Annotated in this window: 10 protein-coding genes and 2 pseudogenes; 8 read left to right on the forward strand and 4 right to left on the reverse strand. The window is 47.3% G+C overall.

Going from position 1 to position 21,926, the window contains the following annotated elements:
* The first annotated feature begins 36 nt into the window (after positions 1-36).
* From SPI9445_RS0102790 to SPI9445_RS0102800, 3 genes are all read left to right on the forward strand, one after another.
* Positions 37-306: a monovalent cation/H(+) antiporter subunit G gene (locus SPI9445_RS0102790; RefSeq protein WP_017303195.1), complete on the forward strand. Its 270-nt coding sequence runs from the start codon at positions 37-39 to the stop codon at positions 304-306.
* 72 nt (positions 307-378) lie between these two features.
* Positions 379-951 carry a DUF4040 domain-containing protein gene (locus SPI9445_RS0102795; RefSeq protein WP_017303196.1) on the forward strand — a complete coding sequence of 191 codons (573 nt, stop codon included), beginning with the start codon at positions 379-381 and terminating at the stop codon, positions 949-951.
* A 31-nt stretch (positions 952-982) separates the two neighbouring features.
* Positions 983-1,645: a Na(+)/H(+) antiporter subunit B gene (locus tag SPI9445_RS0102800; protein WP_017303197.1), complete on the forward strand. Its 663-nt coding sequence runs from the start codon at positions 983-985 to the stop codon at positions 1,643-1,645.
* Positions 1,646-1,690: 45 nt separating this feature from the next.
* Here the strand turns inward: SPI9445_RS0102800 and SPI9445_RS27230 are convergent, their stop codons facing one another.
* Both SPI9445_RS27230 and SPI9445_RS0102810 read right to left on the reverse strand, forming a co-directional pair.
* On the reverse strand, positions 1,691-6,916 hold the full coding sequence (locus tag SPI9445_RS27230; RefSeq protein WP_017303198.1) for a PAS domain-containing protein: 5,226 nt from the start codon (positions 6,914-6,916) through the stop codon (positions 1,691-1,693).
* A 57-nt stretch (positions 6,917-6,973) separates the two neighbouring features.
* Positions 6,974-9,682: an EAL domain-containing protein gene (locus SPI9445_RS0102810; protein WP_017303199.1), complete on the reverse strand. Its 2,709-nt coding sequence runs from the start codon at positions 9,680-9,682 to the stop codon at positions 6,974-6,976.
* Between the two features lie 336 nt (positions 9,683-10,018).
* Between SPI9445_RS0102810 and SPI9445_RS0102815 the strand changes: the two genes are divergently transcribed.
* Entirely contained in the window at positions 10,019-11,305 is a 1,287-nt protein-coding gene (locus SPI9445_RS0102815) for an FAD-binding oxidoreductase (RefSeq protein WP_017303200.1), read from the forward strand.
* Between the two features lie 9 nt (positions 11,306-11,314).
* Here the strand turns inward: SPI9445_RS0102815 and SPI9445_RS0102820 are convergent, their stop codons facing one another.
* Together SPI9445_RS0102820 and SPI9445_RS0102825 are read right to left on the reverse strand one after the other, a co-directional pair.
* Positions 11,315-11,869, reverse strand: a complete 555-nt coding sequence (locus SPI9445_RS0102820) for a sugar O-acetyltransferase (protein ID WP_086010350.1) — start codon at positions 11,867-11,869, stop codon at positions 11,315-11,317.
* An 83-nt stretch (positions 11,870-11,952) separates the two neighbouring features.
* Positions 11,953-12,138, reverse strand: a pseudogene (locus SPI9445_RS0102825) (type II toxin-antitoxin system RelE family toxin); the annotation flags it as partial.
* Positions 12,139-12,743: 605 nt separating this feature from the next.
* On the opposite strand from SPI9445_RS0102825, the gene SPI9445_RS0102830 reads away from it, so the two are divergent.
* From SPI9445_RS0102830 to SPI9445_RS31005, 4 genes and pseudogenes are all read left to right on the forward strand, one after another.
* Positions 12,744-13,922, forward strand: a complete 1,179-nt coding sequence (locus SPI9445_RS0102830) for an RRXRR domain-containing protein (protein WP_017303203.1) — start codon at positions 12,744-12,746, stop codon at positions 13,920-13,922.
* Between the two features lie 6 nt (positions 13,923-13,928).
* The gene (gene metH / locus SPI9445_RS0102835) at positions 13,929-17,477 is read left to right on the forward strand and encodes a methionine synthase (protein WP_017303204.1); all 3,549 of its coding nucleotides are present in this window, start codon (positions 13,929-13,931) and stop codon (positions 17,475-17,477) included.
* Between the two features lie 121 nt (positions 17,478-17,598).
* A complete protein-coding gene (locus tag SPI9445_RS27235; protein ID WP_017303205.1) occupies positions 17,599-21,543 on the forward strand; it encodes a two-partner secretion domain-containing protein in 3,945 nt (1,314 codons plus the stop codon).
* Between the two features lie 147 nt (positions 21,544-21,690).
* Positions 21,691-21,918 (forward strand): annotated as a pseudogene (locus SPI9445_RS31005) (element excision factor XisI family protein); the annotation flags it as partial.
* Between the last annotated feature and the right edge of the window lie 8 nt (positions 21,919-21,926).

The following is a 21,926-nucleotide window of genomic DNA, read 5'->3' on the forward strand; positions in this document are numbered from 1 at the left end:
GAAAACGAATCAGAACATTGATCAAAGTAGAGTTTTATGGTAGATATTATCAGTTATTTTTGCTTCGGGGTTGGTATTGTGTTTTGGTTTTGGGGGACTCTTCCCTTAGTGGGCGATCGCTCCGTACTGTTCAAACTCCATAGTCTCTCCGTGGCAGATACATTAGGCTCGATGACCATTGTGGTGGGATTATTACTCAGAATTCCCAACGAGTGGCCCCTTTTAATCTTAGCCTTGATCTCCTTGGCGATTTGGAACACCATTTTGGGGTATGTTTTAGCCTATTGTTCGAGCAGTCGTGAGTAACTAGCTCAATAGCCCCTACCCCAACATCGGATTCTTCGTTCACTGCTCCTGATTCCCTATTTTCAACCCTTTATGAACAACACCGATATTTTAGTTATTGTTTCTCTCCTGCCCTTATCGGCCTTGATGTTAGTCTTACAGGTCAATCCCTATCATGCTTTAGTCATTCGTGGGATTTTAGGGGCGGTTGCTGCCCTAGTTTATGCCGTGTTAGGGGCGGCCGATGTAGCACTAACCGAGGCCTTGGTGGGTACAATGTTGTCGATTACCCTCTATGCGGTTGCTGTGCGTTCCTCCTTAGTGATGCGCTTAGGAGTGGTGACAGAAGAGGAGACACTCTTAGAAGAAGAAATGCCCGAAGGATTTAGGCAATTGCTCGCAGAGTTACGGACAGCCCTAAAAAAATATCATGTCCGTTTAGAGCTAGTTTGTTATCGTAATGAGGAAGCCTTAGAACAAGCCCTGAAAGAACATGATGTTCATGGAACTTGTTTGCCCTCAGAGATTAAAGACTATCAACTCATTACCCGTATTGAACGCTTATACGAGATTTTCCAAGCGGACACCACGTTCCCGGTGAGTCGTTGGGAAGAGGTTGTAATCAACAAGCTCCCTGAGCCAACAGAATTGAGTCTTAATCCTTAATAAAAATTAATTCTAGATTAATTAGAAAACGATGAAATGGATTTATTTAGCAGCCGGGCTAGCTCTTTACATCAAGATCATACTGATCTCTAATCCTGAAGCGGAATTACTCGACCCGTCCATTGTGGAATTAGTGGTGCAAGATAGCGGTGTGACCAATGCTGTATCGGGGATTATTTTTAGGAATCGCCTATACGACACAATTTTTGAGGTAGTCGTGTTTACCTTGGCGATTATGGGGGTACGTTTCCTGTTGGCCAATGAACCCCCTTTAACAGTAGTTCACCAATTGAGAGATCAGCCCTCCATTGTGTTGGCGCGTCTAGGGGCAACGATTGCGGCACTGGTGAGCATTGAATTAGCCATCCGAGGTCATTTGAGTCCGGGGGGGGGTTTTGCGGCCGGAGTAGCTGGGGGAACCGCTATTGGTTTGATTGCCATTACTTCATCTTCTGAGTGGATGGAGGGCATTTACCAGCGCTGGCGGGCGGCTATTCTGGAGAAAATCTCAGTTTTAGTCTTTATTGTGGCGGCGGTGGTGACTTTAGTTGGCATAGAATTCCCCCATGGTCAATTAGGGGGTTTAGTGAGTGGGGGAATTATGCCGATTTTGAATATCTTAGTGGCGATTAAGGTGGCTTTAGGGTCTTGGGCGGCGGTGTTGTTGTTTATCCGCTATCGGGGGTTGTTATAGCAAGAGTGCTGTAGTATTCGGGGTTGGGTGGTTCACGTGCAGCCATTATGACTGTTGGTGGTTAATCCACTCTTCTAAAGCGGCTTTCAAGCGGGTGAATTCTAACTCTAATTGGGCTAAAGCTTCAGAAGAGGCTGCAAGATTTTCCGCTTTTGCCGCTAGTTCTAATTCAAAGGCCACCTGACGAAAGGCTTCGCCGCCAACGTTTGCCGCGGCACCTTTTAAGCCATGAGCTTTACAAGCGACTTGGGACAGATTTTCCTGGACCAAAAATTCACGCAGCACGGCTAAATCTGGGGGAATATCTTCTAATAAGAATTGACAAATTTGTACAGCCATGTTAAGGTCGCCGCCTAAACAGGTGAGGAGAGCGTCCTGATTGAAAACTACAGAGGTGGGGGGATTTGAGGGTTCAGAAGGGATGGTTTCGGGTTCAGGACGTAGCCATTTTGTGAGCATTTCGGTCAAACTTTGGGGGTTGATGGGTTTGGGGAGATAATCATTCATCCCTGCTTCTAAACATTTCTCTTTATCCCCTTTCATCACATGAGCGGTTAAGGCAATGATGGGGGTGTTTTGATACTGGGGGCTGACTTGTCCTGCTCGAATCAGACGGGTGGCTTCATAACCGTCCATTTCGGGCATCTGACAGTCCATAAAAATTAAAGTATAAGGCTGTTCGAGAGGGGTATTTTGTAAAATGCCCAGCACTTCTAAACCGTTGGGGGCAATATCAACGGTTAACCCTAGTTTTTGCAGCAACCCTTTAAACACCAGTTGATTCACTTGATTATCTTCTACGAGGAGGAGACGGGTGTTAGGAGGCCAAGTGGGAGGGATGGTAGATTTTGGTTCAGATGTATTCATAATCAGAGGTGGGGGTGAGGTTGATGGTTCTCGGATGACCCTACCATGATTATGGTAGCGGCTTAGGGCATGGTGGAGATCGGCGGGAATGATCGGTTTACTCAGGGCGGTGAGACAACCCAAAGCTTCTAATTCTTGGGATTTGGCAGGGGTGCTGATGGGTGTGAGTAGGATACGGGGGAGGGGGGTAAACAGGGGATGCTGGGTGAGGATTTGTTGTAGGGCGGGGGGGAGTTGAACATCAAATAGGATGAGATGAAGGGATTGTTGTTGAGCGAGTGTTAGCACTCTTTCGCCTTCTCTGGGGGAGGTGAGGGAATGAGCGGGGATAAAAATTTGGGCGCCCCATGGTTCGAGATATTGCTTGATGATGGCACAAACGCGGGGATTGTGGTCTAGGACTAAGATGTTAAGGTTTTGGAGATTGAGGGGAGGAAGAGGACGAGGGGGGAGGGGACTGGTTTGTAGCAGGACTTCAAAGACAAATTCACTGCCTCGCCCGAGTTCACTGGTGAGGGTAATATCTCCCCCCATGAGTTGGCAGAGTTGGCGACTAATGGCTAATCCTAACCCGGTGCCGCCATATTTGCGGGTGGTGCTGGTGTCTACTTGGGTGAAGGGGTTAAATAACAGGGGGATTTTATCGGCCCGGATGCCAATACCTGTATCTTGTACGGCGACGGTGAGACGTAGATGATTGTTTTCTGGGGTGAGGTGGCAACGGAGGAGGATCTCGCCTTGTTGGGTGAATTTAATGGCGTTGCTGACGAGATTAGTCAGGATTTGTTGGAGACGATTGGGATCGCCTTGGACTTGCACGGGGGGCAGTTGGGAGATGTCTAGGATGAGTTCGAGGTTTTTGGCTTGGGCGGTGAGGGCCATACTTTGGGCAAAGTCGGCGAGGTGTTGGGTGAGGTCAAAGTCGAGGATGTCTAGTTCTAGTTTGCCTGCGTCGATTTTGGAGAAGTCGAGGATGTCGTTAATGAGGGTGAGGAGGGCATCGGCGCTGAATTGGGCGATGTTGAGGTGCGATCGCTGTTCGGAATTCAAGGGACTATCTTGGAGTAAGGTTAACATCCCCATGACCCCATTCATGGGGGTTCTAATTTCATGGCTAATCATGGCGAGAAACTCACTTTTCGCTCGGGCGGCGGCTTCGGCGGCTTCTTTGGCTTGAATGAGGGCTTGTTCGGTGTGTTTCTGCTGGGTAATATCAAAGGCGAGACAGGTGACATACCAACAGTTTTGTTCTGCATCAGCGCGGGAGTGGTTAGTTTGGGCAATCCAGTGCGTGTTTCCCGATTTATCTTTAATCCGATACTCATAAGTGCCGGAACGTTCGGCGAAAATATCCCCATACATTGGGGGGGAGACGGCAGCCCAATCTTCAGGATAGATGGAGTTTGTCCAGAGGTGTTGATCAGCAATCAGTTCTTCGGGAGTATAACCGGAAATGATGATACTGCCTTGGGAAACATCGGTGATTAAGAAACTGCCATCGGCAAAAACCTGAATGCGGGTAATGGCGGCCACTACACTATTGAGGATATTGTGTAGGTGGGTTTGGGATTCTTGGAGGGCTTGTTCGAGGCGCTTGCGATCGCTAATATCAATAATCAAGGCATAATACCCTTGCACCTGTTGGTTACTCCCCCAATCCGGCACTAATACCCCCGCTACATAGCGCGTCGGTCCGTTTTTATAGGGGAGTTGGGCTTCATATTCCACCAGTTCCCCTCCTAGGGCTTGTTCAATATGCCTTTTAGCCTGGCTATAGGCATCCTTGCCGATGACATCTTCCACTTTTTGGCCGAGGAGGTCTTTTTTGCGACAGTTGAACCAAAGCTCATAGGTGCGATTGACGAACTGATAACGCTGGTTGGCATCGGTGTAGGAAATACAACCGGGGATTGAATCGGTAATCAGTTGTAGGCGGTTTTCGCTGTCTCGCAGGGCAATTTCTGCCCGTTTGCGATCGCTAATATCCGTATCCACCACCGTACAATTCCAATAGCCCCCCCCTTCATTCCACTGCACCCACAGATGAGCCAAAATCCAGCAGATAGAATCATCCTTGCGTCGCAGACGGTATTCAATCTCATAGGTTTTGATGCCTCGTTGTTGCAAAACATCTTGCAAAACCGGAACTAGGATCTTTTCCCAATCTTCGGGATAAACTGCCGAGCGCCACTGATTCCGCATGATTTCCTCCACACTGTAGCCATAGGTTTTGGCAGAGTGGGGCGAGACATAATCATACTTGGCCGACAAATCGGGATAGATGCGAAAACGCACAATCCCCACAATGGCCGTATCGAGAACTTCCGTTAACTGACGCTGGGAATCTTGCAAAGCCAGTTCTAATTCCTTTTGATGGGTAATATCTGCCGAAGTCCCCACTAAATACTGCACAGTCCCCGCCTCATCATAAATGGGGATATTCACCGCCGCAATCCACCGGGTAGAACCGTCCGGTTTCAGGATACGAAACTCTCCCCGAAAATTCTCTTTCCCTTCTTTATTCTCATGGAGGGCGTTAAACACTTGCTCTAAATCTTCAGGATAAACACTATCTAGCCAAGAATTGGGGTTTTCATATAAACTTTGACAAGATTTGCCCCAAACGCGCTCATAAGCTGAATTCACATAGAGCATCTGGCTATTATCCACCGTTTTGATATAAAACACTTGGTCGATATTTTCCGCAATCAAGCGCAACCGAGTTTCACTTTCTTGTAGGGCTAGTTCCACCTGTTTACGAGGGGTAATATCGGCCACAGTTCCCCGAATCTTCACCACTTGCCCCGCCTCATTATAGATGGGGTTGCCCTTGGTGTGGATATAGCGGATATTGCCCTTTTGAGTAATGATCCGTAAATCACAGTCAAAGGATTGACTCTGATCAAAAGAGGCTACAATTTCCCGTTCAAAACGTTTTTGATCTTTTGGGTAAATGTGTTGAATCGTTAAATCCGGCCGGGGAACAGGAGAGGCGGGATTCGCCTCATAAATGCGATACAATTCCTCAGACCAGGTTACAGTTTCCGTCGCCGGATCACATTCCCAGCTTCCCACATGGGCGATGTGTTGCGCTTCGATCAGGGCGGCCGTTTTTTCCCTCACCTCTTGTTCTAGCTGGTGAGTATAGTTGCGACTCAATTGTTGGGCTTCTTGGAGTGTCGTCACCATTTGGCTGAGGGAGGTGGCGAGGTGATTCATCTCTTCAATGCGACTGCCAACGGGCGACTGGTCTAAATTCCCGGCCGCACAAGCTTCCGTCACGTTAGCCAAACGCGACAGAGAGCGCGTAATCCGTCGAGATACCCACAGACTACTGCCCACCGATGCCCCCAAAGCTACCAAACATAAAGCTAGGGTGCGGCGTAAATTTTTCTGGACTTCGGCCATAAAATCGGATTCTGGTATCACCAACACAATCAGCCAATCTAGGCCGAAATTATCCTGATAGGTGACGACTTGGGTAAAATGGCGCATTCCTTGATAGTGGGTGTCTTGTTGGGCATTGCCCCACCAAGTCATCTCGCCCCAAGTTTGGGTAAGTTCTTCTGTTACGCGGCGAATGAGGGGATTTGGGCTATCTGGGGCGGCTAGTCGCTGCATTTCCCCGTCTTCTTGTTCAAGATAGAGGGGCGAGTCGGTGGAATTGGCGACTAATAAGCCGGAGCGTTCGAGAATAAAGACTTGTCCTGATGGACTAATATTGAGAGTGCTTAAAAAATAGTTTAAATGTTCTAGGGTGAGATCGGTAGCGAGAACCCCTCGGAGTTCTCCGGTGGCTGTGTACATGGGTAAACCTGCCGAAATCCCCAACACAGGGCGGGTGCTGAGGAATTGATAGATGGGACTCCAAACAGGGCTTTGGGCTTCTGTTGGGGCTTTATACCAAGGGCGAACCCGAGCATCATAGGTGGTGGAAAGAACGTGATGGCTGATAATTTCCCCTTGTGCATCCAGTCGGGATAAGGTATAAACACCCTGGGAAAAATTCTCCGTTCGGTAGACACTGGATTGATAGGTGCCGCCACTGGATCCTATCATGCCTCCTCGTTCATTAGCGATCGCAATGGTACTCACCGAGGGAAACAAGGTAATTTGTTGTTTAAAATGGGCTTCGAGTTCCTCGGTTTCTGTCACTTCAAACCCCGGAATATTTCCCGCTTCGATGGCTTGAGCATTAAGTTGATTGACTAAATGGGGAATACCTAGGGTTTTTTCCAGATATAATGTCACCCGCCGCCCACTTTCTGTAATTAACTGATGGGCTAAATTTTCTATAGATTGCTCCCCACTGTGATAGGATAAATACCCCACTAACCCGACAATCCCTAGGGTTTGGGTGGTGAACTGAACGGCTAAAATTAAGTAGAGGGGAATGGGTTTCATACATCAATTATCTATCAATGGGCAATTGATCCTTGAGGGTTGAAGCTTGATAATTGATTAACAAATCATGGCTCTAGCGTCAGATTCTGCAAGAGGACGACTAATAAAATAGCCTTGAGCGAGATCACACCCCATTGATTTTAACCAATCTAACTGGGTTTGGGTTTCCACCCCTTCCGCCACCACGGTTAAATTCAAACCATGTCCCAGGGCAATAACGGACTTGACAATAGCTGCATCTTGTGCGTCAAGTGTTAAATCTCGGATAAAGGATTGATCTATTTTGAGTTTGTCTAAGGGAAAATATTTCAAGGCTGCTAAAGAAGAGTAACCTGTTCCGAAATCATCCATAGCAATTTTAATCCCCAACTGTTGTAAATTCCGTAATACAGAGATGGTATGCTTAACATCTTGCATGGCAATACTTTCGGTAATTTCTAATTCGAGCAAATGGGGAGGAATAGAGAGTTTATTAAGCAACTCTAAAATTGTTTTTAATAAGTCGTTTTTTTGAAATTGTCGGGGGGATAAATTAACGGCAATGGGAACATCACCAGAGTTTAATTTTTGCCATTTGTTAATATCTTGACAAGCAGTTTCTAAAACCCAGTTCCCAATGTTATTAATCAGTCCAGTCTCTTCGGCGAGGGGGATAAATTGAGCAGGAGAAATCCAGCCATGTTCTGGGGAGTACCACCGGATTAAGGCTTCCATGCCGACAATTTTCTGGCTGTTTAAACAGAGTTGAGGCTGATAATGAAGGCTAAACTCTTGACGTTCGAGGGCTTTATATAAACTATGTTCTAAAAGCAAGCGTTGTTGGGCTTGGGTGCCTAGCTTGCTGGTGTAAAGTTGGAAGATATTACGCCCTTTTTGTTTGGCTTCGTAGAGGGCGGCATCGGCGTGTTTCAGTAGGGTTTGGGAGTCTTCGCCGTGGTAGGGGGCGATCGCAATCCCGATGCTGCCTTTAACGTATAACTCTTTCCCTTGGCAGTTAAAGGGAACATTGAGTAGGGTTAGAATTTTCTGGGCGGTTAAATTGGCATTGTGGGGGGCGCGCAGGGGACAGAGAAGGATGGTAAATTCATCCCCTCCCCACCGGGCTACAATGGCCTCGGGGGGGAGAGAGGTACGCAATCGTTGACCGACGCGGATTAAAATTTCATCGCCGATATAGTGACCTAGGGTGTCGTTAATGGTTTTAAAACCGTCTAAGTCGAGGAATAAAACGGCCATCAGTTCCCCTCGTCCTACACGGGTATTGGCCAGAGCAAGGTTCAGGTTATCGTTGAATAACATCCGGTTGGGGAGTCCGGTGAGGTGATCATGATAGGCCTGATGGTGCAACATGGCCTTAACGTGGCGTTCCATGACGGCCATATAAATCTGTAAACCAATGGCCTGGGCGAGTTTAATTTCCTCTAGACTCCATTGGGGGGGAATGTCTCGGCTAATTTCTCGCCACGCTTCAAAGGAACGCCGAGGGAGATAATTCCGATGGTCTGAGTGGGTGCGTCCTGCCCAGAGTGTGGCGGTTTCAAGTTCTTGACGAAATAGGGTTAAACAGCCGATACAACGCTGTTGATAGCGCAGGGGAATCACTAACAAGGAGCGGATTTTCTGTTCCCCAAAGTTGGGCGCCTCCTGTAGGGAGAGAAGGTCTTGGAATTGGGGATGGGTTTTCACATCCTCAATGTAGTGAACTTGCAGTTGGGGGCTATCTTTGAGGTTTCCGATGGCTTGCTCCCAGAGTTCGCCCTGGGTGGTGGGTTGTGGTGCAATCGTGGGGATACAGGTAGTGAGGATATTTTGCCAGAAAGGGGTTTCTTCTAACATTAATGAACGGGGTTGAATGCCCACATGATGGAGTTGGGTGGGTTGGTTGTTTTCGGAGAGGATATAGAGTCGTCCCCCGTCACTCCCTGTCGCTTGGACGGTGATTTCTAGGATTTTTTGGGGTTTTTGGAGGGCGTTGGGGGTGGCGTGGAGAATATTACTCACGGCGTTGAGGGCGGCTTCATGTTCGGCCTGTTGTTGGGCTTGTTGTAACAGTTGAGCTTGGGCGATCGCAATGGAAACTTGATCCACCACTAACTGGACAATTTGCAATTCGCGATCGCTATACTGCCGACTCTCTTGGTGATGCACCACAAATAACCCCCATAACCCCTCACGGGTTAAGATGGGCAGCACCAGAGAAGACACCACCCCCATAGCCCTTAAATATTCCTGATGACAAGGATCTACCGGAACATAGGCGGTTTCTCCCCATTCCAGTCCGTCTTGATGATCTAGGTTGAGGGTTTGACAGGTTTTTTGCCCAGCATTCACGTCCACAATCACCCGTTGACGGGTTTGAATGAACATTTGTCGGGCATAGGGAGGAATATCTCCGGCCGGAAAGTGTAACCCCAATAAGGACGGTAAACTATCCGGTTGTAGGGCTTCGGCAATCACTTCCCCACTGGCATCCGGGGAAAATCGATAAATCTTCGTCCGGTCTACATTTAGGAAACTGCGAATTTCTCGCACGGTACTGTCTAAAATCGTCTTTAAATCCAGAGAGTCCCGAATTTGCGCCGTGATGCGTTTGACAATACTTTCTCGTTCTTTCCAGGAACGAGTCGGTTTTTCGGCTATCCAATAATCTGGAGACGAGGTAGAATTTAATACGACAGAAGAGAAATCATCTGAAGATTGATCTATAGATTGATCCGCCGGATGACTTGGCTGTGATGGCAAGGGGTTGGGGTTTGATTCAATCATACTGTTGATTTGCTCTCATCTGTCTTCCTAATGCAATAGGGTTGAACAGTTGGGTGAAAAGACTGCTCAGGGTTCAGGCCAGAGGCCTTGAGGAATGATTATCCTAAAGGCGGCTTGTACGGCTCATGGGCTTATACAGGATCAATCCACCCGTTGGGCTAGGAAATAGGGTAGGAATTAATCAGAATTTAAGATCATAAGCCATTTAGCGTAATACTATACCGCAATATCTCTTAAGTTCACGGGGTCTATTCCCAAGGTCTTAATCCTCCATCCTATCGAGAAAGTAGGGGAAAGTGTGTGATTTAATGACCTTAAAGGATTTAAAAAGGATTTATGACCAGGCTAATCGCCCATGTAGTTGAGTCTTGGACAGATGTAGATTTTGTGACCGGGGAAAAGCTTCCTTTGCCTTGGCAAAAAGCGTTAGAAAAGACGGGGTTATCCTCCCAAGGAATTTTATTTCCGCGCAGGATGGAGGCGTTGAGTGAAATTGTCGCTTGGGCGCAAAGAGAACACTGTCCTCTCCTGATCGCAGGGCGGGGTAATCAATTAAGTTGGGGCGGCCTTCCCCAAGGAATTGAAGCGGTGGTCAGTACCCAAAACCTCAATCAGATTGTTGATCATGCGGTGGGGGATTTAACCGTTACGGTGGAGGCGGGTGTCACCTTAGAGGACTTGCAGACCCAATTAGCCCCCACGGGGCAGTTTTTACCCCTAGACTCGGCCGGGACAGCGACCTTGGGGGGGCTAGTGGCGACGGCCGAGGCGGGAAGTTGGCGACATCGTTATGGGGGGGTGCGGGATTTGGTGCTGGGTTTGTCCTTTGTGCGGGGGGATGGTGCGATCGCCAAGGCCGGAGGGCGAGTGGTAAAAAACGTGGCTGGGTATGACTTGATGAAGTTATTCACCGGGTCCTATGGTACCTTGGGGGCAATTACCCAAATCACGTTTCGCACCTACCCGATTCCTGATGCCTCTAGCACTTTATTGTTAATGGGGGGCAAAAGTGCGATCGCCGCCCTCCAACATACCCTCATCACCTCCCCCCTCACCCCCACCCGTGCCGATTTACTCTCCCCCTCCCTCGTCCAAAAACTCAATCTCGGTCAAGGCCTTGGTCTAGTCGTCCGTTTTCAGAGTATCCCCGCCAGTGTCCAACAGCAACAAGACCAACTGATGAGTCTCGGTCAACAAGTGGGTTTAACCTGTGCCGTGTACAAAGAAGCAGAGGAAACTCAACTCTGGCAAGCCCTGCAAACCATTAACCAGCCCGCCACCCCAGAAGGGATTACCGCCAAACTTGCCCTCCTCCCGTCGGAAATATTGCCCTTTTTCGACCATTTAGACCTTGTAACTCAACACCAAGGGTTAGCCCTTCTCCATACCAGTAGCGGACTGGGGAAACTCCAACTCACCGGGGAAAATGCCCCCGAACAACTGGAGAAACTACGGGCTTTCTGTCAAGTTCACCAAGGATTTATCACGTTATTAGAAGCGCCTGTTAGTCTAAAACAAGAGGTTGATCCTTGGGGATATAGTGGCAACGCTTGGGGAATGATGAAACAAATTAAACAGAAATTTGATCCAGCAAATATCTTTAGTCCGGGTCGTTTTTTTTAAACATTGATCTCAAAGAGAACGAATCACTCGGGCAGGATTCCCGGCGACCACAACCCCCGGGGCTACGTCCTTTGTAACCACAGAACCCGCCCCAATCACTGACCCTGCGCCAATACTGACCCCCGGACAAATGATTGCCCCTCCGCCAATCCAAACATCAGAATTAATGGTGATGGGATGGGCAGATTCTACCCCAGTGCGACGGAGGCGGTAATCCAGAGGATGGGTCGCCGTGTAGAGTTGCACACCCGGGCCAAAAAACACATCATCGCCAATCTCAACCCTTGCCGGGTCAAGGATAACACAGTTGAAATTCAAGAAAACCCGATCTCCCAGGGTGATATTTTTCCCATAATCACAATAAAAGGGCGGTTCAATCACCAGAGAACAACCCACCGCCGCAAATAAAGCCCCGTAGATTTCCGCTCTCAAGTTCTGGTCTTGAGGGCGACTCTGATTCAGACGAGCCAGTAAATCCCGAGTGTGAGAACGTTCGGCGAGGAGTTCGGGATCATTCGCATTGTAAAGTTCCCCCGCCAGCATTTTGGCTTTTTCTTTGTTCAATCTTACACCCCATCAACTTGAGTCTTTTCAGATTATTCTGGCTTTCTCCCCTCGTAAACTATCAAGTGTAGCCATTCTTAACAATAGACAATCCGGTACTCGCCACTATCTACTCGATAATAACCAGAATATCCTTTGAGTTTTTTACAATCAGAGGGTAATGGGTCAAGATTAAGTGATAAGGTCTTTTTTGCTATTTGTGCCGCTATTTTAGGTTGTAAGCCCTTTAACAAATCTAAAACCGCTCCTAAACCATCAAGTTTAGCCATTGGCAAATCTTTAACAGACAAAATAGAATGCACTTGACAAATCCCCGACATAACCTCCCCCTCCATCCCCTTCAATTTGCTAACTCACCTCCTCCCATTAAACGTTGTATAGCTATTTGTTTATAGAGTACAAACATTCTTAACAATTTACAGACGAAACCGAGTTTAAAGACTACGGATGTATGAAAGCCACCGAAAGGAAAAGGCTTATAAGCTCCGAAAGAGGATATTCCAAGCAGCCCAAAAGGTTGTATTCTTAACAAAGAAACCATCAGACTAAGAGCCGGATGATGGGAAACTGTCAAGTCCGGTTCTGAATGGGAGGGGGTGAGGGCGACCTCACTCTTGACCCCTAATCTGTTTACCCGTCTTGATAACCCTTCAAGAACTCCCACCTGCGTTCCGCGAGGTGGGAGAGTGGGGAGCCAGACCCGCTGAAACCTTGAATAGCCCATAGAGCCGAATCCTGTCACGCACTTCCGGTTGCTTCTCTAGACCGGACTATCTGCAAGCCTCCTGGTTCGAGGCGTTGGGAAAGCCAAGCCATGCTGGATTCGGTGGGCGAAGAGACTTAAACTCGATCATAGGATCAGAGGTTTATCACAATGCTACGAATTCCAGTTCTATCACCTGACGGGAAACCGTTAATGCCAACCAAGCCCAGCCGCGCTCGTCGCTGGATTCGGGATGGAGTGGCTGTGGGCAAGTGGTCGGATGTGGGGATGTTTTACGTCCAACTGACCCAGCAACCATCTGGGGAAAACACTCAAACCATTGCGGTTGGGGTTGACCCCGGAAAATTGTATTCCGGTATCGGAGTGCAATCACCCAAAGCCACCCTATTTCTAGCACACCTGATTCTGCCGTTCCAGACGGTCAAAGACCGGATGGATCAACGTCGAATGATGCGACGTGGACGCAGGGGGCGCAGAATTAACCGCCAGGTTGCCTATTCCCAACGCGCCCACAGACAGAAGCGATTCGATAACCGCGGACAGAGTAAACTGCCTCCCAGTATTCGGGCCAATCGCCAGCTTGAATTACGGGTCGTGACTGAGTTATGCCATCTGTTTCCCGTTAGCAAGATTGTCTACGAATACGTGAAAGCAAAAGGCTCAAAATCCTTCTCCCCTGTGATGGTCGGGCAAAAAGTGATGTTAGGTTGGTTGTCAAAACTAGCATCAGTTAAGACTCAATTCGGCTACGAAACGGCTAGTATCAGGACTCAGCTAGGGCTGGTTAAGTCGAAAGACAAATCGGCTCAAACGCCTGAAAGCCATGCAGTTGATGGGTTAGCTCTGGCCTGTTCTGAATTGATCAAGTACGAACCGTTCCACACAGCCAACACTCGCGGCCAGACTTGGAGGGGTTCAGTTGCGTTAACGTCTTCGGTTTTCAATGTAATTCATAGACCTCCGGTTTCACGTAGACAACTGCATCTGATGGTTCCAGCCAAGGGTGGTGCACGCCGCAAGTATGGTGGCACAACCACACGACATGGAGTTCGCAAAGGTGACATTGTTCGCGCTGAAATGGCAGGTCGAGTTTACGTCGGGTGGGTGAGTGGCGACACCCAACGACAAGTATCTGTGAGTAATGCCGACTGGAAGCGGTTAGGGCAATTCACCGCTTCAAAAGTCTCTTTGATTGCCCGTAGCACAAATTTGGTAGTTTCGGGGGCATCGTTGGCGCAGCCTGCGCGGAGCGCATACCCCCGAAACCACCGCTCCTATCCCTCCCCCACCTGCGTTCCGCGAGGTGGGGGTATCTCGGAGGTGTTTTGATAACCCATGAAGAGTGCTTTTCTCGATCGTCTCAATAGTCCGGAACGTCCTGTCCTCGTGTTTGATGGTGCAATGGGGACAAACCTCCAAGTTCAGAATCTCACGGCTGAGGACTTTGGGGGAGCGCAATATGAGGGCTGTAATGAGTATCTGGTGCAGACGAAACCGGAGGCCGTGGAGAAAGTCCATCGCGGGTTTTTGGAGGCGGGGGCGGATGTTATTGAAACAGACACCTTTGGAGGGACTCCCTTGGTGTTGGGAGAGTACGATTTAGCCCATTGTGCCTATGACCTCAACCGCAAGGCGGCAGAGTTGGGGAAACGCTTAACCCAAGAATATTCTACGCCAGAAAAACCCCGCTTTGTGGCCGGATCTATTGGGCCGGGGACGAAGTTACCGACCCTGGGACATATTGATTTTGATAGCCTGCGAGAGGCCTATATTGAACAGATTCGCGGCCTCTATGATGGGGGGGTGGATCTTCTATTAGTCGAAACTTGTCAGGATGTTTTACAAATTAAGGCGGCACTGAATGCCATTGAGGCAGTTTTTGCCGAAAAAGGGGAGCGTTTGCCCTTGATGGTTTCTGTCACTATGGAAGTGATGGGAACGATGTTAGTTGGGACGGAAATGGCCGCCGCCTTAGCGATTTTAGAACCCTATCCTATTGATATTTTGGGGCTAAATTGTGCCACAGGCCCCGAACAAATGAAGGAACATATTAAGTATTTGGCGGAAAATTCCCCCTTTATTGTTTCCTGTGTTCCTAATGCAGGTTTACCGGAAAATGTGGGCGGTCAAGCTCATTATCGCCTCACGCCGATGGAATTACGGATGGCCTTAATGCACTTTGTCGAAGATTTGGGGGTGCAAATTATTGGCGGTTGTTGTGGTACTCGACCGGAACATATTCAACAGTTGGCGGAGATGGCGCAGGGATTAACGCCGAAAGAACGCCGCCCCCATTATGAACCCTCGGCGGCCTCGATTTATAGCACCCAGCCCTATATTCAAGATAATTCCTTTTTGATTGTGGGGGAACGGTTAAATGCTAGTGGGTCGAAAAAGTGCCGCACGCTGTTGGATGAGGAGGACTGGGACGGTTTAATTTCCCTCGCGAAAGCCCAAGTTAAGGAAGGGGCGCATATTCTGGATGTCAATGTGGACTATGTGGGACGGGATGGCGAACGAGATATGCGAGAGTTGGCCTCGCGCTTGGTGAATAATGTCACGTTGCCCCTGATGTTGGACTCGACGGAATGGCAGAAGATGGAGGCGGGTCTAAAGGTGGCCGGGGGGAAATGTATCCTGAATTCGACCAACTATGAGGACGGGGAACCGCGCTTTTATCAGGTGTTGGATTTGGCCAAGCGCTATGGGGCGGGTGTAGTGGTCGGTACCATTGACGAGGAGGGGATGGCACGGACGGCTGATCAGAAATTTGCGATCGCCAAACGAGCCTATGATAGCGCCTTAGCCTATGGTATCCCCCCCCATGAACTCTTTTTTGACCCCCTCGCCCTGCCCATTTCCACTGGGATTGAAGAAGACCGGGAAAATGGCAAGGCGACCATTATTTCTATTGAAAAAATCCGCCAAGAATTGCCCCATTGTCACATCTTATTGGGAGTCTCTAACATTTCCTTCGGGTTAAATCCGGCCGCCCGTCAAGTGTTGAATTCAGTCTTTCTTCATGAAGCCATGCAGGTGGGTTTAGATGCGGCCATTGTCAGCGCCAGCAAGATTTTACCCTTAGCGAAAATTGACCCCGAACATCAAGAAGTTTGCCGGGATTTAATTTATGATCGGCGGAAGTTTGAGGGGGATGTATGCGTTTATGATCCCCTAACGAAATTAACAGACTTGTTTGCAGGGAAAAAAGCTAGTAAAGGGGAAGCGGTTGATGTTAATTTACCCATTGAAGAACGGCTAAAACGCCATATTATTGATGGGGAACGGTTAGGGTTAGAACCGGCTTTAGAGGAAGCCCTACAACAATATCCTCCCCTCGATATTATCAACGTTTTCCTCTTAGATGGGATGAAAGTTGTCGGGGAATTGTTCGGTTCAGGTCAGATGCAATTGCCCTTTGTTTTACAATCTGCCCAAACCATGAAAGCGGCTGTGGCTTATTTAGAACCCTTCATGGAAAAAGAAGAGGGAGAAAGTAATGCCAAGGGGACGTTTATCATTGCAACGGTCAAGGGAGATGTCCATGATATTGGCAAAAACCTAGTTGATATTATCTTGACCAACAATGGTTATAAAGTGATTAACTTAGGCATTAAACAGCCTGTGGAGAATATCCTACAAGCCTATGAGGAACACAAGGCGGACTGCATCGCCATGAGTGGATTGTTAGTTAAATCTACGGCTTTCATGAAGGATAACTTAGAAGTGTTTAATGAGCGAGGAATTACCGTTCCTGTGATTTTAGGCGGTGCTGCTTTAACGCCTAAATTTGTCTATGAAGATTGCAAGAATACCTATAACGGTAAAGTGGTTTATGGGAAAGATGCCTTTTCCGACTTGCACTTTATGGACAAACTAATGCCCGCCAAAAAAGCCGGGGGGTGGGATGATTTACAGGGCTTTTTAGCCGATTTTGCGGCAGAAAATCAAGTTTTCCAAGGTCGCAATGAGGGGAAAGAAGACGGGGGAGACAGTAGCAATGGCAAGGTGAAAAAAGATGAATCGGTGGTCATTGATACCCGCCGTTCAGAAGCGGTTGCGGTGGAAATAGACCGACCGACTCCTCCTTTCTGGGGGACTCGGTTGTTACAACCTAGTGAGTTATCCTTAGAGGAGATTTTCTGGTATTTAGACTTACAGGCGTTATTTGTGGGACAGTGGCAATTCCGCAAACCTAAAGACCAATCGCGGGAGGAATACGACGAGTTTTTAGCGGCGAAAGTTCACCCAATTTTAGCGGACTGGAAAGCGAAAATTCTCAAGGAGAATCTCCTCCATCCGACGGTGATTTATGGGTATTTCCCCTGTCAATCGGCGGGGAATACCCTATCTATTTATGACCCCAATAATCCCGAAGGGAAACAAGAAGTCGCGGCCTTTGAATTCCCCCGACAACGTTCCGGTCGTCGTCTCTGTATTGCGGACTTTTTCGCCCCCAAAGATTCGGGGATTATTGATGTTTTCCCCATGCAAGCGGTAACGATGGGGAATGTGGCCACAGAGTACGCTAAAACGCTGTTTGAGGGGGATGATTACACCAATTACCTCTATTATCACGGGATGGCGGTACAAACGGCCGAGGCGCTGGCTGAATGGACTCACGCTAAAATCCGCCGGGAGTTGGGATTTGGGGACTTAGAACCGGATAATATTCGAGACATCCTGCAACAACGTTATCAGGGTTCTCGTTACAGTTTTGGTTATCCGGCCTGTCCCAATATACAAGACCAGTATAAACAATTGACGTTGTTAGGGTGCGATCGCATTGGTTTATACATGGACGAAAGCGAACAATTGTATCCTGAACAATCCACTACGGCCATTATTACCTATCATCCCGTGGCGAAATACTTTAGCGCCTAGGGGGAATGCACGGGGGAATAGGGGTTAGAGGTCAAGTTTTGTGCAAATGCGATCGCCATTGCATCAAAATCCTGCATTTTGTCAGAGACTAAAGCAAAGCGTATCACCCCCAGAAAAGATCATGTCTTCCCTTAAACCCCTCATCAGTTTAGGTGCTAGTCTCTGTTTCCTCACCTTAACCCCCAAACCCCTACAAGCGCAAATCATCCCAGACACCACCCTAGGCAGCGAAAACACCACCCTCACCCCCCAAACACCCATCAACGGACAACTCGCTGAACAAATCGACGGAGGCGCTATCCGGGGAGTCAATCTCTTTCATAGTTTCCTTGAATTCAATATTAACGACGGACAGCGCGTTTACTTCCACAATCCCACCGGAATTACTAACATTTTTAGTCGCGTCACTGGCAGCCATCCCAGCAACATTTTAGGCACCCTTGGAGTAGACGGCAACGCCAACCTTTTCCTCCTCAATCCCAACGGGATTTTCTTTGGCCCCAACGCACAACTTGACATCAACGGGTCATTTTTAGCCACCACAGCCCATCGTTTATTCTTCGGGGATGGTTTAGAATTCAGTGCCACTAATCCCCAACCTGCACCCCTTTTAACCGTCAATCTTCAACCCGGATTACAGTATGGAGATAACCCCCAAGGTATTATCACCAGTCGCGGAATTTTATCCGTCGGCGAAAACCTCACCTTGGCCGCCCCACAACTCGATATTCAAGGACAACTCTATGCAGGTCAAGATTTAACCCTAAAAGCCCTCGATACCCTGAAAATTCGAGACACTTTGACCCACCCTTTCATTGCCGTTGCTGAGGGTAAATTAACCCTGCAAGGGGATGAAAAATTAGATATTTTTGCCCTCAATCATCCCGACAGTGGCTTATTTTCTGGTCAAGATATGATCTTACGCAGTGCCAATCCTGTCCTAGGAGATGCACACTACTGGAGTGGGGGGAGTTTTCGGGTCGAAAACCTAGAGCAAACTCCGGGAGATTTACACAGTCCCAATGATCCTATTGTCTACTCATTGGGGGATGTTTTAATCAACGAATATACTGGAACATCTCTCCATATTTTAGCCGGAGGTCGGGTTAATATTGCCAACATAACCATCACCGGCCCCGATGCCACAGGCAACACCATTAATCCCATCACTACCCCCAATTTAAGCACCGTTACCCTATCTGATGGGACAACAGTTCAAATCGATGGAACGAATCGCGCTACTGTGGATATTCGGGCAGGAATGGACACCCAATTTATCGGTCTTCCGGGAATTATAGGAGCTAATTTTACAACAATTAATGGCTTTGCTTTTCCCACCGTCACTAATGCGGAAATCAACATTGGCAACATTACCATTAATGTTCCCGATAGTTTAGTGTTACTCACCAATTATTATCAAACAAACCCCAACTTACAAGGAGATATTACCCTATTAAATGGGGGAGTAATTAAGACCAGTAGCACGGTGGGAAATGGGGGAGATGTTTTTATCAACTCTCGGAATAATATTAATCTAAATGGACTCATTGATACAGCGTCCACTGTTGGAAATGCCGGAACAGTCCATGCTGTTGCTAAAAACTTGCTCCACGTGACTCAATCCATTAATACTAACTCTACCAATGGCAATGGGGGATTGATTAACTTAGAGGGAACAGAACTGAATATTAGCAACTCATTGAATTCTAGTTCACTTCAAGGTAACGGGGGTCATATTAACTTAAAAAGTCAGGGCAATTTGTGGGTACAAGGCGCAATAAGCACTGCCTCCCAAGCTGGAAGAAGTGGTGATGTTAACATCAGAGCTAATAATAATTTAACCGTCAATCGGAATATACAATCCTCCTCTACAGGACTTAACTCAGGCAACATCACCCTTGAAGCTATTTTAGGGAATATTACCCTCAATAATGCCCTAGTGAATAGTAACACATTTGGAGCAGGTCAGGCCGGAAATTTGACCGTTAAAGCAGGTCAGGATGTCATTCTAAACAACCAAGCAGAACTCTTAGCTGGGACTCGTAGTTCTGGTCGGGGTGCTGTTTTAAACCTAGACGCTCAAAATTTGAGAATAGTTAATGGTTCAGGTTTGTATAGTAATACAAACAATTCAGGTCATGCTGGGACAATTTTACTTAACATTGCCAATACTATTGATTTAGACCGAGGCTTTATCTTTGTCAATACCGTTGGCGGAACAGGCAACGCGGGAAATTTAGTCATTAATAGTCAGAATTTTAGCGCAAAAAATGGCTCATTAGTTTCGGCTTTTAGTCAAGGCAGTGGGAGGGGAGGAGATATAGTTATTAATGCCTCTAACTCACTCCAATTAACGGGGAATAATGGGAGTTCTACTGGTTTATTTTTAGGGGCGACTAATTCAGGGAATGCAGGTAACTTATCAGTATCTACTCCTCGCTTAACTCTTGAAGAGGGGGCGAGTATCTATGCTTCTACATCCGGTTTAGGACAAGCAGGAAATGTCACAATTAACGCATCAGGTTTTTTGCGCGTCATCGGGACATCACCCGATGGATTGCTTCGGAGTTCTTTATATGCCGATACTTTTGGGGGTGGGAATGCGGGTAATTTTACCATCCAATCTCCTTTAATTGAAATCTTAAATGGGGGTCAAATTTCAGCCTCAACTATCAGTCAAGGTAATGCGGGTTTACTTAATGTAAATGGTCAAAATCTAACGGTTGCTGGACAAAGTAATAATGGTTTAGCCAGTCGGTTACTTTTTGAATCCCAACAAGCAGGCAATGCAGGTCAGTTAAATATTAATGTCTCTAATGTACAGGTCAAAGATAGTGGGACTATTTCAGCCATTACCACTAATACGGGGGATGGAGGACGCTTAACGGTAAATACTGATAACTTCCAAGTGTTGAATAATGGTTCTGTCCGTTTTGATAGTAGTGGAACGCGGGATGCGGGTCAGTTGGCAATTAGTACGCGGCAGTTTACTTTAGACACAGGAGGACAGGTTTCTGCAACAACTTCTGGCAGTGGTCAGGGGGGAATTTTAGACGTTAATGCTCAGGATTTTGTGCGGGTTTTCAATAATGCTCGTTTAAGTTTTGATAGTAGTGGAACAGGAGATGCGGGTCAGTTAACGATTAGTACGCGGCAGTTTACTTTAGACACAGGAGGACAGGTTTCTGCAACAACTTCTGGCAGTGGTCAAGGGGGAATTTTAGGCGTTAATGCTCAGGATTTTGTTAAGATTACTGGAGCAGGAAGTCGTTTAAATTTAGCCAGTTTAGGGTCAGGAAATGCACGAGAGCTAAATATAAACACGGGAGATTTAACGGTTGAAAATCGGGGCGAAATTTCTATTAGTGGATTGGGGACAGGTCGGGCAGGAGATTTGAATATTAAAGCGCGCTCTATGTTTCTCAATCAACAAGGGAATTTATTAGCGAGAACGATTTCTGGGGAAGGGGGAAATATCACCTTAGAAGTCGCTGAAAATCTGATTTTACGTTACAATAGTAATATTTTAACCGAGGCATTAGGAACAGGAAATGGGGGGAATATTTTTATCACGGCTGGGGGATATGTTCTAGCTATTTTGTCTGAAAATAGCGATATTGCGGCGACGGCAATTGAGGGACGAGGGGGTAATATTTTCGTCCGAGCGTTAGGTATTTTTGGCTTTAGTAATCCGGGGCGATTGGTCCGAACACCACAGAGCGATTTAAGCGCCAGTTCTACTTTAGGAATTGATGGGATAACTGTGTTAGATGTAGAGCCATTTCAACCGGAGGAACAGCTACCGGGACAGCCTAATGATCCTCAAATTGGCACAGGATGTCAAGTCCGACGGGATGGCACGACTCAAGATTTAACCCGTAGTCGTTTTAACATTACTGGAAGGGGAGGTTTAGCTCCCTCTCCGACTGATGCGTTACCGGGTTTTATGCTTTCCCCGTCCTTTATCCGTCGAGATGTGGAGTCTGATGAGAGTCAGGGTTTATCGGAGTTATCGACTCTTCAATTATTATGGCAGTGTCAGATTAAGAATTCTAGGATAGAATAAATTTCTACTTATTTACGATGTGGAGTTAAAGAAAATTACACAATGGAAAAGCTAGAAAAATATCGCAAGATTATTCAAGATTTACTCACCGAATATGCTGAGAAAGGAGGTGATGAGTATGTAGAAGCTTAACTATTATTTGATACAGAACGAGATCGTTATCAGATGATTTATGTGGGTTGGTATCAAAAAAGAAGGATATTCGGCCCTGTGTTATATTTTAATATCAAAGGGGGAAAAATTTGGATTGAGTGGAATGGAACAGAAGATGAGATTGGCGAAATTTTAGCCGATAAAGGTATCCCAAAACAGGATATTGTGGTAGGGTTTCATGACCCATTTATGCGCCAATACACCGATTATGCTACGGGCTAATAGTGATA

The organism is Spirulina subsalsa PCC 9445, assembly GCF_000314005.1.
Classification (GTDB): domain Bacteria; phylum Cyanobacteriota; class Cyanobacteriia; order Cyanobacteriales; family Spirulinaceae; genus Spirulina_A; species Spirulina_A subsalsa.